Source organism: Herminiimonas contaminans (assembly GCF_015645465.1).
In the GTDB taxonomy this organism is placed as follows: domain Bacteria; phylum Pseudomonadota; class Gammaproteobacteria; order Burkholderiales; family Burkholderiaceae_D; genus Oxalicibacterium; species Oxalicibacterium contaminans.
The window spans coordinates 507,419-523,554 of record NZ_JADOEL010000001.1 but is presented as its reverse complement, the minus strand read 5'-3'; the positions used below and the strand labels follow the sequence as shown (position 1 = coordinate 523,554).

Genomic DNA, 16,136 nt, shown 5'->3' with positions numbered 1-16,136 from the left:
AAGATGCCTCCGGTGACGTGGAAGCAGGCGGCCAATCAGTTTGCCATTCTGTTCGGCGAACGCTTCACCAACGCATTGCACTAGAATTTTTTAACCGACCTTCACACACAGAATTTCTGACACTACCCATCGCGCACACTCAGCTCCATGCGTGTAAACTTGCTCGCATTATCTCATTAGCCCGATTGCATTATTCGTGTCTTCCCTGCCGCCACAATCCGATTCCAAACTCAGTGCCCCGATCGACCTGAACCGTGTCCGTGATCTGTTCAGCGATCCCGTGCGCACGCTGGAATCAGGCTTCCTGCGGCGTGAAGTGGCGGCGCGCATGCATGAGCGGCTGGCATTGGTAAAGATTGCACCTGCCCATGTACTGGACGCCGGTTGTGGTGAAGGGGCAGACCTGACGACCTTGCAGAAGCGCTTCCCGCAAGCCGCTATGCTCGGCCTGGATGCCTCCAGCGCCATGCTGGCAGCGGCGCAAGAGAGCCAGGTGGCCGGTCTGTCGTCGATGAACCGTTTGCTGCAGCAATGGTTGCCCGCGGTGATGGGTCGTGACTCGAGCGCCAGCCTGATATGTGGGAATTTCGCGCAACTGCCGCTGGGCCTCAATGCGGTCGATCTGGTATGGTCCAACCTGGCTTTGCACTGGCATCCGCAGCCGGACCGGGTGTTCGTCGAATGGCGGCGCGTGTTGCGTCAGGATGGCCTGCTGATGTTTTCCTGCTTTGGTCCGGACACCTTCAAGGAATTGCGCGCGGCGTTTGCGGCGGCTGATGCCGAACCCCATGTGTTGCCTTTTGTAGACATGCATGATTTTGGCGATATGTTGGTAAATGCCGGTTTTTCGACGCCGGTGATGGATATGGAAACCCTGACCGTGACTTACGGTTCGGTGGAAAAGCTGATGGCAGATGTGCGTGCAATGGGCGGTAACCCGCTGGATACGCGCCGCCGCGGTTTGTTGGGCAAGCAGGCATGGCAGCGCGCGATGGATGTACTGGAACAAAGTCGTCGTGCCGATGGCAAGATTCCACTCACATTCGAGGTAATCTATGGTCATGCGTTCCGGCCAGCGCCGCGGGCGACTGCGAGCGGGGAGTCGATTATTCGTTTCGACCCGCCTAGGAAGTAAGAATAGTTATTAAATAATTATTAAAAATATATGCGGGAGACAAGCAAAATTATGGTCGCGGCAACTAAAAACAACAGGCCGCACATGCGTTTCCGGGATATTCGAAGGTAGTAAAAAGTACTGAAAATGGGAGCTGTTGTCATTTGTTTTTATACTTGATAACAAAACCCTTTCCGACTTATACTTCGACGGTTTTGCGCGAGTGCAGCTTGCTTGCGCAAGGCGTTCAGGCGGTGTGCTATGGCCAACCGAGAATGGTTATTGAAACGTAATTGTTCGATATCACCACGACAACTGATGCAGGCTTATTCAGTGTTGTGCGTGGTTTCCCTGACAATCGCGTTTTCCTTCACCTGGCGCGGTGCGTGGTACATCTTAGGTTTTGCAGTAATTGAATTAGCGGCTGTAGGGTGCGCTTTTCTTTGTTATGCACGCCATGCTACCGATTGCGAACACATAGTCCTCACCGACGATCTGTTGGTAATACATCTAATTCAAGCCGACCAAGCTCGGCACTTTAAGCTAATAAGACATTGCACGAAAGTCGATCCGCCAGCGAAGCGGCATCGATTGATAGGTCTGGAATCCTCCGGTACGCGTGTTGAAGTGGGGCGATTCCTGACAGAATACAAGAGGCGTGAGTTCATACGTGAGCTGCGTCAGGAGCTGGGGTCTGCAGTTATGCCTGGTTGTTAAAAGAATTCTTAATCATGGGCTTTTGAGGAAATCATGAAACAAGCGAAGCGCCTTCAATCTTTGATGCTTGGTGCGTCGTTCCTGGCGGCTGGTATGCCGTCGTGGGCGGTGACCGATAGTCCGGGCGGACCTGCAGTGCGTCAGCTCAATTTTCACGAACCTGTAACGCAGATCGCGGAACAAATCTATTCGCTGCACACCCTGATGCTGATCATCTGTCTGGTGATTTTCGTCGCAGTGTTTGGCGTCATGTTCTATTCCATATTCAAGCATCGCAAGTCGCTCGGCCATAAATCGGCTACCTTCCACGAAAGTACCGCAGTTGAAATCGCATGGACTGTGGTTCCTTTCCTCATCGTTATCGGGATGGCGCTGCCAGCGACCAAAACCGTGGTGGCGATGAAAGACACCTCAAATGCAGATATCACCATCAAAGCCACCGGCATGCAGTGGAAATGGGGATACAACTACCTGAACGGCGAAGGTGAGGGCATTAACTTCCTGTCCAACCTGTCCACCCCGCGTGAACAGATCGTCGACAGCACCGTAGCCAAAGGCGAAAACTACCTGATCGAAGTCGACAATCCTGTCGTTGTACCGGTCAACAAGAAAATCCGTATCGTGTTGACAGCCAACGACGTGATCCACGCGTGGATGATTCCTGCCTTCGGCGTCAAGCAGGATGCGATTCCTGGCTTCGTGCGTGATACCTGGTTCAAGGCTGAAAAGATCGGTACCTACCGCGGCCAGTGTGCCGAGTTGTGCGGTAAGGATCACGCCTTCATGCCTATCGTTGTGAATGTCGTCAGCGATGAAGACTACAAGGCATGGGTAGACGGCAAGAAAAAAGAAATGGCGGCGAATGCCGACGACCCAACCAAAACATGGACTGTGGATGAGCTCGTGCAACGCGGCGAGAAAGTCTACACAGCTAACTGTATCGCCTGCCATCAGGCAAACGGTAAAGGTGTACCTGGCAGCTTCCCGGCGCTGGATGCATCGCCTATCGTGACCGGACCGAAAGCAGCCAACATCCATATGGTGATGGAAGGTAAAGGCGCGATGCCTGCCTGGAAGCCGGTGTTGTCGGATACCGAAATTGCCGCGGTGATTACTTATACCCGCAACCATTGGTCGAATAAGGCCTCGGAAAACATCGTCCAACCAGCAGAAGTGCTGGCTGCGCGTAAGTAATAGAATCGGGAGACAGAGATGAGTACAACTGCAGTCGATCACGCACACGCGCATGACCACGCGCACGATCATGACCATGCGCACGATCATCCGCATGGCTGGCGTCGCTGGGTATTTGCGACCAACCACAAGGATATCGGTACGCTTTACCTTTGGTTCTCGTTTGTCATGTTGCTGTCAGGCGGTTTCCTGGCGATGTTGATCCGCGCCGAGTTATTCCAGCCTGGCCTGCAATTGATGCAGCCTGAGTTCTTCAATCAGTTGACCACCATGCACGGCATCATGATGGTGTTCGGCGCGATCATGCCGGCTTTCGTTGGTTTTGCTAACTGGATGATCCCGTTGCAAATCGGCGCGTCCGATATGGCGTTTGCCCGCATGAACAACTTCTCGTTCTGGCTGCTGCCACCGGCAGCGATCCTGCTGGCTGTGTCCTTCCTGGTTCCAGGTGGCGCGACTGCTGCAGGCTGGACCCTGTATGCTCCGCTGTCGACCCAAATGGGCCCTGGCATGGACATGGCGATTTTTGCGCTGCATATCATGGGTGCTTCGTCGATCATGGGTTCGATCAACATTATCGTGACCGTCCTCAACATGCGCGCACCTGGCATGACCCTGATGAAGATGCCGATGTTCTGCTGGACCTGGCTGATCACTGCCTACCTGCTGATCGCTGTGATGCCGGTGCTGGCTGGTGCGATCACCATGACGCTGACCGACCGTCACTTCGGTACCTCGTTCTTTAATGCGGCTGGCGGTGGTGACCCTGTCATGTATCAACACATCTTCTGGTTCTTCGGACACCCAGAGGTGTACATCATGATCTTGCCTGCCTTCGGTATCGTGTCGCACATCATCCCGACTTTCGCGCGCAAACAATTGTTTGGTTACGCATCGATGGTGTACGCAACTGCTTCGATTGCCATCCTGTCCTTCATGGTCTGGGCGCATCACATGTTCACCACCGGTATGCCGGTGACTGCACAGTTGTTCTTCATGTACGCGACCATGCTGATCGCGGTACCAACCGGCGTGAAGATTTTCAACTGGGTTGCAACCATGTGGAGAGGCTCGATGACATTTGAGACTCCTATGCTGTTTGCGATCGGCTTCATCTTCGTGTTCACGATGGGCGGCTTCACCGGCCTGATCCTGGCGGTGACCCCTATCGATATCCAGTTGCAGGATACCTACTACGTGGTGGCTCACTTCCACTACGTGCTGGTGGCTGGTTCCTTGTTTGCCCTGTTCGCCGGTTTCTACTACTGGGGTCCGAAGTGGACTGGTTTCATGTATAGCGAAACCCGCGGCAAAATCCACTTCTGGGGTTCGCTGATTCTGTTCAACATCACCTTCTTCCCTATGCACTTCCTGGGATTGGCCGGTATGCCACGTCGCTACGCCGATTACCCAGCGCAGTTCACCGACTTCAACATGATCGCGTCGATCGGTGGTCTGGGCTTTGGTTTGATGCAGGTGTACTTCCTGTTCGCGGTGGTTATCCCTTCGATCAAAGGTGGCGTGCCAGCAGAAGCGAAACCTTGGGATGGTGCAGAAGGCCTGGAATGGACCGTTCCTAGCCCGGCTCCTTTCCATACGTTTGAAGTTCCTCCAACAGTTAAATAAACGGAGTGGCGGGCGCAAGCCCGCTACCTTGCGATGTCGGATTTGAAGACTGAACAAAAGAAACGTAATCTGCGTACCGCCCTGATACTCGGGGTCATCGCTGCGATGTTCATGTTCGGTGTTATCGCAAAACGCTTATGGTTTGTTTAGGGTAAAGATGGATAACCAGACAGAAGACAGCGCGAACAGTAAGTTGAATGCCCAGATGTTTGGCAAGCTGGTTGTTATTGCTGTGATGATGTTTGGTTTTGGTTACTTGCTGGTACCGATCTACAAGCAGATTTGTGAAATTACAGGCGTCAATATCCTGACCTCGCAAGAGATGAAGGTAAAGCCGATCGATAATTCGCAGGTCGACAAGAGCAGGACGATTACGGTCGAGTTTGATGCAAATACGCAAGGACCATTCCGTTTCCGCCCTACGGTAAACAGCATGCAAGTGCATCCGGGTGAAATGGCCCAGATCGTGTATGAAGTAGTGAATACACAGGCACGTAGCGTAGAAGCGCAGGCGATTCCGAGTTATGCGCCGCAGCAGGCAGCAGCGCACTTCAAGAAAGTGGAGTGCTTCTGTTTCCAGCAGCAAACTCTGGAAGCCAGCCAGGCGAAGCAGATGCCAGTTGTGTTTTACCTGGATCCGGCTTTACCGAAGGATGTAAAGACAATTACCTTGTCCTATACTTTCTTTGAGATCGCAGGGCGTGAGAAGAAGGCAGAATTGAAGGAACCGGCAGTAGCAGGCTAATAGTAAAAAAAAGAAGTCGGCCAGGTAGTCGAGCCGATAGTCGAAATGAAATTTATCACGTGGTCTGTGGCCTCAGATGGTCCTGACAACGTCACTATTTGAATTTTGTATTGGGAGATGGAGATGAGTGCTCAACACGCGAATGCGCCTTACTATTTCGTGCCTGGCCCGTCCAAATGGCCAGCGATAGCGGGAACTTCGTTGCTCGTGATGATGCTCGGTGCGTCGGGCTGGGTGAATGATGCGAGCTGGGGCGGGTATGCCACTTTCGCTGGTTTGCTGGGTTTCCTGGTCGTCCTGTATTACTGGTTTGGTGATGCGATTGCGGAATCCGAAGGCGGCTTGTACAGCAAGCGCATCGATGCTTCGTATCGCTGGAGCATGAGCTGGTTCATTTTCTCCGAAGTAATGTTCTTTGCTGCATTCTTTGGCGCTCTGTTTTATGCCCGCAGCATCGCGATGCCATGGCTGGGCGACCTGGACAACAAAATCCTGTGGCCTGACTTCGCAGCGCACTGGGGCAATGTCGGTCCGGCTGGTACGGTAGAACCGTTCACCACCATGGGCCCATTCTGGATCCCTACCATCAATACCGCTTTGCTCCTGTTGTCCGGTGTGACGCTGACGATTTCGCATCACGCGATTCGTGAAAACCATCGCGGCAAGACAGCTTTCTGGCTGGCAGCAACTATCCTGCTGGGCGCGATCTTCATGGGCTTCCAGGTATATGAATACATCCATGCGTATACAGAACTGAACCTGAAGCTGACTTCGGGCGTGTATGGCTCGACCTTCTTCCTGCTGACTGGTTTCCACGGCTTCCACGTGACACTGGGAGCGATCATGCTGAGCGTGGTCTTGTATCGTGTACTGAAAGGTCACTTTACAGCTGACAACCATTTCGCGTTCGAAGGCGCCGCCTGGTACTGGCACTTTGTGGACGTGGTCTGGCTCGGTTTGTATGTTGTAGTCTATTGGCTGTAAGTCACGCGGGCAGTATGCGCGGGACATGAAAAAGCCGCACTTCGGTGCGGCTTTTTTGCGATTGGGGCGGCGTGTTATGCAAGAGGCAAGCGCCCTGATGGATATCTGCTTGTATTAGCGGATGCCGGTCGGCTGGATCAGGCCAAATTTGTAGGCTAGCAAGATCAGGATAAACAGCGCGACTGAAAATCCTACGCGCATCGTCAATGCCTTGACCGTGCGATTGCTTTTACCCTTGTCCCTCATCAGGAAGAACAGCGCCGAGCCCAGGCTGCCGAGGATCAGGAGGAAAGCAATGGCGACGATGATTTTCATAGCTTTAAGGGTGAGCTTGCCGGGTTCCGGAAGACTTCTTCATCCGACGCAGGTTGGTTAGATAAAGTGACATTGTAATGCGATTCACCTTTCGATTTAGGCTTGTTCCATTTGTTGCTGCAGCGATTGCGGTGGCGCTAGGTTTGTCACTGGGACAATGGCAGACCAGACGGGCGGCCGAGAAAATTGCCATTGAACAAAAGCTCAATGAACGACAAGCGGCCGCTGCCATGAAGTTCAATGAGCTTAGTGGCTCGGCATTGAATCCCGATGACATTGAGTATCACCGCCTGCTCATCAAAGGCGAGTTCCTGCGTGACTGGCCGGTTTATCTGGATAACCGCCCGCATAATGGCGTTGCCGGGTTTTACCTGTTGATGCCATTCAAGCTGGCCGGTAGCCAGTTACACGTGTTGGTCGCGCGCGGCTGGATTCCACGCAATGTGGCAGACCGCACTAAAATGCCAGCTATTGTTACGCCGAGTGGTGAGATACAGATTGAAGGTGTGGCACGACGCGATATCGGCCATGTGATGCAATTGGGTGAAATTGATCCACCGCGTCCGCAGGCGATAGTTCAGAACCTTGACGTGACAGGATTCGCTGCTGCCAGTGGTTTGCAGATGTCACCTATCGTGTTGGAGCAATTGACGGATACCAACGATGGCCTGGTGCGGGACTGGCCGGTGCCATCGACCGGAGTAGACAAACATCGCGGCTATGCATTTCAGTGGTACGGCCTGGCTGCGATGGCTTTTATATTTTTTGTTGTGACTGGAATTCGACGTGGAACCAAATAAAAACAAGGGACGCTGGAAATTATTGGCCGTGATACTGGTGTGCGCAGCACCCATCATCCTGTCTTACTTTACCTACTACGTAATCAAGCCACAAAGCCGCACCAACTACGGCACTATCCTTGATCCGCGCAACTATCCTATGCCCAAGCTGGATGCTGTGACGCTGGATAAGAAGCCAGCCAGCCTGGAGAGCTATCAGGGTAAATGGGTGATGCTGCAAGTCAGTGGTGCCGAGTGCGAAGCATCATGCGAAAAGAAATTACACGATATGCGCCAGTTGCGCCTGGCGCAGGGCAAGGAGATGGATCGCATAGAACGCGTGTGGCTGATCACCGATGACAAGCCTATCGATACCATCCTGATCCGTGAATTCGATGGCACCAATATGTTGCGCATCAAGGGTGACGTCGTGCGTGCATGGTTGCCGGTGGATGAGGGCACAGATGTGACCGATCACATCTACATGATTGATCCGCTCGGACATTTGATGATGCGTTTCCCGAAAGACGCCGATCCGAACAAGATCAAAAAAGATTTGTACAAATTGTTAAAGGCTTCCGCAATTGGTTGATTCAGGTACCTTGTTCCAACTGGGCAGCAAGGGCGTTTTTGTCGCCTTGCTGGCTTTCGTCATCGTCTGGTCGTCGAAAGATCCGGATAAATATCGCAAGCTGGTGTGGGTCACCTTATTCCTCACCTTTGATGTGATTATGTTTGGCGCTTTCACCCGCCTCACCGATTCCGGTCTCGGTTGCCCTGACTGGCCTGGTTGCTATGGCCATGCCAATCCGCTGCAAGCGATGGAGCATATACGCGCTGCCGAGGCATTGATGCCGGATGGTCCGGTCACCGTGATGAAAGCCTGGGTCGAAATGATTCACCGCTATCTGGCGATGGGCATAGGCGTGTTGATCATTGCCATCGTCGTGATTTCTTGGCGCTTTTGGTTGCAGAGCGGCCGCACGATACATAAGTTTTCCCCGCACTTCCCGGTAGCCTTGCTGATCTTCGTCTGTATTCAGGGCGCGTTCGGTGCGTGGACCGTGACGATGAAGCTGCAACCTATCATCGTGACTATCCATCTCTTGCTCGGCATGACCTTGCTTGGCATGCTGACCTGGGTCGGCGCGCGGCAGAAGGAGCATCCACCGGTGGCTGATGCTGCCTACACTTTGCGTATCCCGGCCTTGATCGCCCTGATATTGCTGACTTTCCAGATCGCTTTGGGTGGCTGGGTCAGTACTAATTACGCGGCGCTGGCTTGCAGCGATTTTCCGCTGTGCCACGGTGCGGTGATTCCGCAAATGGATTTTGATAACGGTTTTACGCTGTGGCGCAGCCTGGGCATGACGGCGGATGGTGAATACCTGCCGTTCCCGGCACTGACGGCGATCCACTGGACGCACCGCATGTTTGCTTTTGTGGTGGCGGGCTATATTGCCTGGGTTTGCTACAAGGCTTACCGGATAGAGGGTTTGCGCACGATAGCGCGCGGCGTATTGGGTGCGCTCGCTTTGCAGATCACGATAGGAATTGCCACAGTGTCATTGAAATGGCCGCTGGCGCTGGCGGTCGCGCACAATGGTTGTGCAGCGCTGCTTGTCCTCTTGCTGGTCATGTTAAACTACAAGGCTAGAATCCCCGGTACTGCCGGGGCAAATCGTGGGCTCGTACCTGGCAGAGATACGCTGAGATGAGCTCACAGGCTGCACCCAACGACTACGCATGACTACTCTGACTGCCTCTCCGAACCGTATCGCCCAGTATTGGGCCCTGACCAAGCCGCGTGTCACGCAGCTGGCAGTTTTTTGCGCCGTGATAGGCATGTTCCTGGCAACCCCCGAGTTGCCTAGCTGGAAGATAGTCGTGTCGGCAACGATAGGTATCTGGTTGCTGGCCGGTGCGGCATTTGCGATCAACTGCCTGGTGGAACGCGAAATCGATTCACGCATGGCGCGCACTGCGCGTCGTCCCATGGCACGCGGTGAAATTACCGTACTGCAAACACTGGTGTTTTCAGGTGTGATCGGCGGTGCCGGTATGTGGGTGCTGTATAACTTCGTGAATCCTTTGACGATGTGGCTGACCTTTGCCACCTTTGTTGGCTACGCAGTGATTTACACCATCATCCTGAAACCAGCGACACCGCAGAATATTGTGATCGGTGGCTTGTCCGGCGCGATGCCGCCGGCCTTGGGTTGGGCAGCGGTGGCCAATGATTTGCCTATGCAAGCCTGGATCCTGGTACTGATCATCTTCATCTGGACGCCGCCGCACTTCTGGGCGCTGGCCTTGTATCGCCGTGACGAGTATGCGAAATCGGGCTTGCCGATGTTGCCGGTCACGCATGGTACCGAGTTCACCCAATTCCATATCTGGCTGTACACCATCGCGTTGGTCGCGACCACCATGTTGCCTTTCGCGGTCGGCATGAGCGGCTTGATTTACCTGGTGTCGGTCGCCATCCTGGATATCATTTTCGTTTGGTATGCATGGCAGGTTTATCGCCATTACACCGATATGATTGCGCGCAAGATGTTCGCTTACTCGATCATCTATCTGTCCCTGCTGTTTGCGGCCTTGCTGGTCGACCACTATCTGAGATTCTGAAAACATGCGTTTCCGTTCCCTTCTGGTAATTTGTGCCGCACTATTTGCCTTGGCTGCTTGTAGCGATAAACCCAAGCAAGTTTTCAATAACACCGACCTGACTGGTCTGGGCTATGCCAAGGAATTTTCGCTGCATGACCATAACGGCAAGCTGCGTACGCTGGCTGATTTCAAAGGCAAGGCAGTCGTGGTGTTCTTTGGCTTCACGCAATGTCCGGACGTGTGCCCGACGACCATGATGGAAATGTCGAACGTGATGAAGGCGTTGGGCCCGGATGCGGATCGCGTGCAAGTCTTGTTCGTCACGGTAGATCCTGAGCGTGATACGGCGGCCTTGCTGGCGCAATACGTACCGGCTTTCGATCCGCGCTTCCTCGGCTTGCGTGGTGATCTGGCCGAGACCGAGAAGGTCGCGAAAGAATTCAAAGTGTTTTATCAAAAGGTGCCGGGCAAGACTCCAGGCAGCTATACCGTCGATCACACAGCGGGCAGCTATGTGTTTGACCCGCAAGGTCGCATCCGTTTGTTCATCCGCCACGGTCAGGGCATAGATCCTATCGTGCAGGATTTGAAGACTTTGCTGGCGGACAAGACGTAAAGACCAGACATAAAAAAAGGCGCTCCGAGGAGCGCCTTTTTTGTTTGCTGCTACTGACTGCTTAAGCGTAAGCGGCCAGCGAGCCTTTCATTTTCTTCAGTGCGACTGCTTCGATCTGACGGATACGTTCAGCCGATACGCCGAACTCATCTGCCAATTCATGCAGGGTTGCGCCCGAACCGTCATCGTTCGCCAACCAGCGCGCTTCGACGATGCGACGTGAACGCGCATCCAGTTTGCCCAATGCATTCGACAAACCTTCGGTTTGCAGACGATCAAACTGCTGCGATTCCAGCACCTTGGTCGGTTCCTGCATATCGGAGGACAGGTAAGCGATAGGCGCAAACTTGTCGTCTTCGTCATCAGTAGGCGCTTCCAGTGCGATGTCGCGTCCGGACAGACGGGTTTCCATCTCTATGACTTCTTCCCGTTTGACGTTCAGCGTTTTCGCCAGCTCGTCGACCTGGTCCGGTGTCATCGAATCCAGACCGGTTTTGTGGCTGCGCAGATTGAAGAACAATTTGCGTTGTGCCTTGGTCGTCGCGACTTTTACCAGGCGCCAGTTTTTCAGGATGTATTCATGCATTTCTGCTTTGATCCAATGCATGGAATACGAAACCAGACGTACGCCCTGATCCGGGTCGAAACGTTTCACGGCTTTCATCAAACCGATATTGCCTTCCTGAATCAAGTCTGCGTGCGGCAGGCCATAGCCCAGATAGCCGCGGGCGATCGAGACGACCAGGCGCAGATGCGAGAGCACCAGTTTTTGTGCGGCACCCAGATCGTTTTCGTCGCGCAGGCGGCGCGCCAAAGATATTTCTTCTTCGTGCGTCAGCATAGGGAGGCGATTGACCGCCGAGATGTAAGCGTCAATATTGCCCAGCGCACCAGAAAACCCCAATGCCAGCATATTGCTGTTAGGAACTAATGCGGTTGATGCAGATACTGCTTTCATGCGTTCTCCTTGCTTAAGTTTCAGTCAGAAACCACTTGTTTCTGTGAACTAGACTACTTTGAGTAGCTATATTAGCACTCTCTTGAAATGAGTGCTAATGAGCGGTTTTTATTGAAGCGATAGCCTAAACACTATTGCTTTTTTAATCATTATTGCTCTTTTCTTACAGGGATTAGAGAGGTTTCTTGCCCAGAAGTTGCGTCCCCAAGGGCGATTTTGACGAAGATTTTCATTTCTCTTGAGAAATAAAAAAGGACCTTTTCAGGTCCTTTTTTATTTGCCGTCCGGCACCGGTGATGGCACAAGTCAGTGTGTGCTCACATGGCGGTTAATGCAGTCGTGCCAAATGCCGCTGTACAGAAAGCAGTGCACCCAGCAAACCGAGGAAGGCACTGGCTGCCAGCAGGATCAGCGTAGGGACGAGATCCAGTGGTGCGAGGCGGAACTCCGACGCATAGAGGCGAGCGAAATCAGCGATAGCCGTGTTGAGCGGATTCAAGGCCAGGGCGACCGCGATCAATGCCACGCCACCGGCGATCAGACCGAGCAAGGCACCGGTGTAATAGAACGGACGGCAGATGAAGGAGTCGGTGGCACCCACCAAACGCGAGACTTCGATCTCTTCGCGCTGCGTCATGACTTGCAGGCGGATGGTATTGAAGACCACGGCAACCACTACCACGCCAAGAGTGGTGGCGAGGAAGATCAGGATCAGGCGCATGACTTGCAGCAGCGCAGCCAGGCGCTCAACCCAGGCCGAATCCATTTGCACGTATTCGACGCCATTGAGGGCTTGCAGCTTCTCGACGATGCTCTTGATTTTCTTCGCGTCGCCATCGTTCTGGAAGCCGGTCATTTTGACGACATAGGCATCCGGCAAAGGATTGGCACCCAGCGTCGAGATGGCATCGTCCAGCCCGGTTTTGTTTTTCAGCGTACTGAGTGCTTTTTCACGCGGGATGAATTCCAGTTTGACCGGATGCTTGGCTTCTTGCGCGATACGGCGAATTTCCGGTGCGATGGCAGTGGCACGTTCGCGCGAGGTATCCATTGCCATGAAGACGCTGATTTCCGGTTCGACCGCCAGTTGCTCGGAGACCGGGCGTACGTTTTCCAGCAAGGTCATACCAGCAAATGGCAATGCCAGTGCGATCGAGACTACCAATACATTCAGCAGGAAGTTGCCCGGGGTTTTGAACAAATGACGGAAGGCGTCGCCGAGTGCGAAGCCATGGTGTCTGAGCCAGCTATTCATGCAGGCTCCTGTACTGCTGTGCGACGCCAGCTTTCAATAATTCGGCCATGATCGAGATAAATCACGCGGGTTGCGGTATCGAGGAATTGTTCATCGTGGGTGGAGATCAGGCAGGTGACACCGACCGAGTGGAATGCTTTCAATGCATCCAGTACCTTGTTCGCGGCGGCGCGATCCAGGTTGGCGGTAGGTTCATCGGCCAGGATGATTTGCGGACGGTTGACGATGGCGCGGGCAATGGCGACGCGTTGCTGCTCACCACCGGACAAGGTAAGCGGCCCCGAATTGGCCATGTCGAGCAAACCGACTTTATCCAGCGCGGCGCGAGCCCGGCGTTCGGCATCTGGTCGGGACGCACCGCAGACGATCAGCGGCAACATCACATTGGCCAGCACGCTGCGATCTGCCAATAGGCGTTGCTGTTGGAAAATCAAACCGAGATTGCGACGCAGATAGGGCAGGCCGGAGGTCTTGATGCGGCTGATGTCGTGACCACTGACGATGACCGAACCTTCGGTCGGGCTTTCCATCGCCGCGATCAGTTTCAATAGGGTGGATTTGCCTGCGCCGGACGGACCAGCGAGGAAGACCAGCTCACCTTTGCCGACCGACAAACTGATGTCGGATAGCGCAGTGACGTTTTGCGTATATTTCTTCGATACCTGTTGGAATTCAATCATCGATATGTTTAGCCCAAGAGAGCTTCTACAAATTCCTGTGCATTAAATGGCTGTAAATCTTCGATCTGTTCACCGACGCCGATGAAATAAACCGGGATCGGGCGGGCGCGGGCAATTGCTGCCAGTACGCCGCCTTTTGCCGTGCCGTCGAGTTTGGTGACGACCAGGCCGGTGAGGCCGAGCGCATCGTCGAAAGCCTTGACCTGGGTCAGCGCATTTTGTCCGGTATTGCCATCGATGATGAGCAGGATTTCATGCGGTGCGGTGGCCATGCCTTTGGTGATCACGCGTTTGATTTTCTTCAGCTCTTCCATCAGGTGCAGCTGGGTAGGGAGACGGCCTGCGGTATCGACCATGACCACATTGGTGCCACGCGCCTGTGCCGAATGTACGGCGTCGAAGGCGACGGCAGCCGGATCGCCGGATTCCTGCGCGATGACGGTAACGTTATTGCGCTGGCCCCAGACCGTTAATTGTTCGCGCGCTGCGGCGCGGAAGGTGTCGCCCGCGGCCAGCAGCACAGATTGATGATGCGCCTGCATATGCTTGGCCAGCTTGCCGATGGTGGTGGTCTTGCCCGCACCGTTGACGCCAGTAATCATCATGACCAGCGGCTGGTGTTGACCCAGTACCAGTGGTTTCTGCAGCGGGGTCAGCATTTCCAGCAGCAGGGTGCGCAAGGCGGTTTTGACCTGCTCGGCTTCGGTCAGCTTGTCGGCTTTGACCTTGCGTTTGAGGGCATCCAGCAGGAATTGCGTGGCATCCACGCCAGCGTCTGATACCAGCAGCGCAGATTCCAGCTCTTCGTACAGGTCATCGTCGATCTTGGCGCCGACGAAGAGGGTAGTCAGGTTGGACGAGGTTTTGGACAGGCCGACTTTAAGGCGCGCCATCCACGATTGTTTTTGCTCGATCGGGGTGACGGCGGCAACGATTTCAGCCTGTACTTCGGCGGCTGGTGCTTCCGCTGGTGGTGCCGGGACGGGAGCGACAACTTCAGCGCTCACTGGAGCGACCGGCGCTTCCGGAGCGGGTGCAGGTTCCTGCGGTTTTTTCTTAAAGAAACTAAACATCTCGAGTGGAGTCAGAACAGCGGTCAGAGGCGCTTGCCGGTATGATGCAGGTAAGCGGATACAATCGACGTATTCTATCAGAGCGAAGGTCATGAAATTGAGTATCAGAACATTGCTGTTGGCGGCTTCCGTCGTTTTGACCCCCTTATGGGCAAATGCCGCACAAACTGAAGAGTTCACGCTGAAAAATGGCATGAAGATCATCGTCAATGAGGATCACAGGGCACCTACCGTCGCCCATATGGTCTGGTACCGGGTCGGTTCTGTCGATGAGCGCAATGGCGTGACTGGTGTTGCCCATGCACTGGAACACATGATGTTCAAAGGTACAAAGAAGCTGAAGCCGGGTGAGTTCAGCAAACGCGTGGCCCAGCTGGGTGGCCGTGAGAATGCCTTCACCAGCAAGGATTACACCGCTTATTTTCAGCAAATCGAAAAATCCAAGCTGGAAGCGGTGATGGCGCTGGAAGCGGATCGCATGGCGAACCTGGTGGTGGACAAGAATGAATTCGCCAAGGAAATCCGCGTCGTGATGGAAGAGCGCCGTCTGCGCACCGACGACCAGCCTGCCTCCAAATTGTATGAAGCCTTGTCGGCTACAACCTACGCAGTCCACCCCTACCGCAATCCCATCATCGGCTGGATGGATGATTTGCAGAATATGACAGCGCAGGATGTCAAAGCCTGGCACGACACCTGGTATGCACCGAACAATGCAACCATGGTGGTCTCCGGTGACGTCGAGCCGAAGAAGGTATTTGCTTTGGCGGAAAAATATTTTGGTTCCTATCCGGCGAAAACATTGACCCGCACCCGTCCGCAAAACGAGCCGCCGCAAGCAGGCATCAAGCGGGTGACGGTCAAGGCCCCAGCGGAAAACCCATATGTCGTACTGGCATTCAAAGTGCCTGCCTTGCGTGATATCGCAAAGGACGACGATGCCTATGCGCTGGATGTGTTGTCCGCCGTGCTTGATGGTTACGACAATGCACGCCTGAGCGCGAAGCTGGTGCGTACTGATCGTGTCGCGAATGATGTAGGCGCATCGTACTCCGGTATCGCACGTGGCCCGGTGCTGTTCATACTGGATGGCACACCGGCACAAGGCACTACTACCGAACAATTGGAAAAATTGCTGCGTGCCGAAGTTGAGCGTGTGGCCAACGAAGGTGTGTCGGAAGCTGAGTTGAAACGCGTGAAAACCCAATTGATCGCAGCGCAGATTTACAAGCGTGATTCCGTCTTCGGTCAGGCGATGGAAATCGGCGTGATGGAAATGTCCGGCTTCTCATATAAAGATACCGATCGCGTGATTGAGAAATTGCGTGCGGTGACGCCGCAGCAAGTGCAGGCAGTTGCACAGAAATACTTTGGCGATGATGCATTGACAGTGGGCACGCTGGTGCCACTGCCCGTGACCGAGAAAAAGCCAGCGGCAGCGCCTGCTGGTTTGCGTCACTAAGTATG

17 protein-coding genes are annotated in these 16,136 nt (G+C 54.1%); 12 read left to right on the top strand and 5 right to left on the bottom strand.

Annotated elements, in window-relative coordinates; all coding sequences use genetic code 11:
- Nucleotides 1-196: 196 nt before the first annotated feature.
- The 6 genes from IXC47_RS02375 to IXC47_RS02350 all read left to right on the top strand — a co-directional run bounded on the left by IXC47_RS02375 (nucleotide 197) and on the right by IXC47_RS02350 (nucleotide 6,380).
- Complete coding sequence (locus IXC47_RS02375) at nucleotides 197-1,135, top strand: methyltransferase domain-containing protein (protein ID WP_175624845.1); 939 nt, start codon at nucleotides 197-199, stop codon at nucleotides 1,133-1,135.
- Nucleotides 1,136-1,375: 240 nt separating this feature from the next.
- Complete coding sequence (locus IXC47_RS02370; protein ID WP_175624846.1) at nucleotides 1,376-1,831, top strand: DUF2244 domain-containing protein; 456 nt, start codon at nucleotides 1,376-1,378, stop codon at nucleotides 1,829-1,831.
- A gap of 33 nt (nucleotides 1,832-1,864) precedes the next feature.
- Nucleotides 1,865-3,025: a cytochrome c oxidase subunit II gene (gene coxB, locus IXC47_RS02365; protein ID WP_175624847.1), complete on the top strand. Its 1,161-nt coding sequence runs from the start codon at nucleotides 1,865-1,867 to the stop codon at nucleotides 3,023-3,025.
- A gap of 18 nt (nucleotides 3,026-3,043) precedes the next feature.
- The gene (gene ctaD, locus IXC47_RS02360) at nucleotides 3,044-4,651 is read left to right on the top strand and encodes a cytochrome c oxidase subunit I (protein WP_175624848.1); all 1,608 of its coding nucleotides are present in this window, start codon (nucleotides 3,044-3,046) and stop codon (nucleotides 4,649-4,651) included.
- Nucleotides 4,652-4,808: 157 nt separating this feature from the next.
- Nucleotides 4,809-5,396, top strand: coding sequence for a cytochrome c oxidase assembly protein (locus IXC47_RS02355; protein WP_175624849.1), 588 nt, complete (start codon nucleotides 4,809-4,811; stop codon nucleotides 5,394-5,396).
- 123 nt (nucleotides 5,397-5,519) lie between these two features.
- Nucleotides 5,520-6,380 (top strand): cytochrome c oxidase subunit 3, encoded by an 861-nt coding sequence (locus IXC47_RS02350; protein WP_175624850.1) that lies wholly within the window; start codon nucleotides 5,520-5,522, stop codon nucleotides 6,378-6,380.
- A 114-nt stretch (nucleotides 6,381-6,494) separates the two neighbouring features.
- Here the strand turns inward: IXC47_RS02350 and IXC47_RS02345 are convergent, their stop codons facing one another.
- Entirely contained in the window at nucleotides 6,495-6,695 is a 201-nt protein-coding gene (locus IXC47_RS02345) for a twin transmembrane helix small protein (RefSeq protein ID WP_175624851.1), read from the bottom strand.
- Nucleotides 6,696-6,772: 77 nt separating this feature from the next.
- Between IXC47_RS02345 and IXC47_RS02340 the strand changes: the two genes are divergently transcribed.
- From IXC47_RS02340 to IXC47_RS02320, 5 genes are read left to right on the top strand one after another with little or no spacing between them, the layout of a single operon-like run.
- Nucleotides 6,773-7,495: an SURF1 family protein gene (locus tag IXC47_RS02340; protein ID WP_175624852.1), complete on the top strand. Its 723-nt coding sequence runs from the start codon at nucleotides 6,773-6,775 to the stop codon at nucleotides 7,493-7,495.
- A complete protein-coding gene (locus tag IXC47_RS02335) occupies nucleotides 7,482-8,066 on the top strand; it encodes an SCO family protein (protein WP_175624853.1) in 585 nt (194 codons plus the stop codon). Before IXC47_RS02340 ends, IXC47_RS02335 begins: the two co-directional genes overlap by 14 nt.
- Nucleotides 8,059-9,192, top strand: coding sequence for a COX15/CtaA family protein (locus IXC47_RS02330; protein WP_175624854.1), 1,134 nt, complete (start codon nucleotides 8,059-8,061; stop codon nucleotides 9,190-9,192). The genes IXC47_RS02335 and IXC47_RS02330 overlap by 8 nt, the downstream gene beginning before the upstream one ends.
- Before the next feature lie 28 nt (nucleotides 9,193-9,220).
- Nucleotides 9,221-10,105 (top strand): heme o synthase, encoded by an 885-nt coding sequence (gene cyoE / locus IXC47_RS02325; protein ID WP_175624855.1) that lies wholly within the window; start codon nucleotides 9,221-9,223, stop codon nucleotides 10,103-10,105.
- A gap of 4 nt (nucleotides 10,106-10,109) precedes the next feature.
- Nucleotides 10,110-10,703 (top strand): SCO family protein, encoded by a 594-nt coding sequence (locus IXC47_RS02320; RefSeq protein ID WP_175624856.1) that lies wholly within the window; start codon nucleotides 10,110-10,112, stop codon nucleotides 10,701-10,703.
- A 61-nt stretch (nucleotides 10,704-10,764) separates the two neighbouring features.
- Here IXC47_RS02320 and rpoH read toward each other — a convergent pair whose 3' ends face one another.
- The 4 genes from rpoH to ftsY all read right to left on the bottom strand — a co-directional run bounded on the left by rpoH (nucleotide 10,765) and on the right by ftsY (nucleotide 14,669).
- Nucleotides 10,765-11,661, bottom strand: a complete 897-nt coding sequence (gene rpoH, locus IXC47_RS02315; protein WP_175624857.1) for an RNA polymerase sigma factor RpoH — start codon at nucleotides 11,659-11,661, stop codon at nucleotides 10,765-10,767.
- Nucleotides 11,662-11,989: 328 nt separating this feature from the next.
- Nucleotides 11,990-12,916, bottom strand: a complete 927-nt coding sequence (ftsX, locus tag IXC47_RS02310; RefSeq protein ID WP_175624858.1) for a permease-like cell division protein FtsX — start codon at nucleotides 12,914-12,916, stop codon at nucleotides 11,990-11,992.
- Nucleotides 12,913-13,596: a cell division ATP-binding protein FtsE gene (locus IXC47_RS02305; RefSeq protein WP_175624859.1), complete on the bottom strand. Its 684-nt coding sequence runs from the start codon at nucleotides 13,594-13,596 to the stop codon at nucleotides 12,913-12,915. Before IXC47_RS02305 ends, ftsX begins: the two co-directional genes overlap by 4 nt.
- An 8-nt stretch (nucleotides 13,597-13,604) precedes the next feature.
- On the bottom strand, nucleotides 13,605-14,669 hold the full coding sequence (gene ftsY / locus IXC47_RS02300) for a signal recognition particle-docking protein FtsY (protein WP_175624860.1): 1,065 nt from the start codon (nucleotides 14,667-14,669) through the stop codon (nucleotides 13,605-13,607).
- Nucleotides 14,670-14,760: 91 nt separating this feature from the next.
- Between ftsY and IXC47_RS02295 the strand changes: the two genes are divergently transcribed.
- A complete protein-coding gene (locus IXC47_RS02295; protein WP_175624861.1) occupies nucleotides 14,761-16,131 on the top strand; it encodes a M16 family metallopeptidase in 1,371 nt (456 codons plus the stop codon).
- Nucleotides 16,132-16,136: the final 5 nt, after the last annotated feature.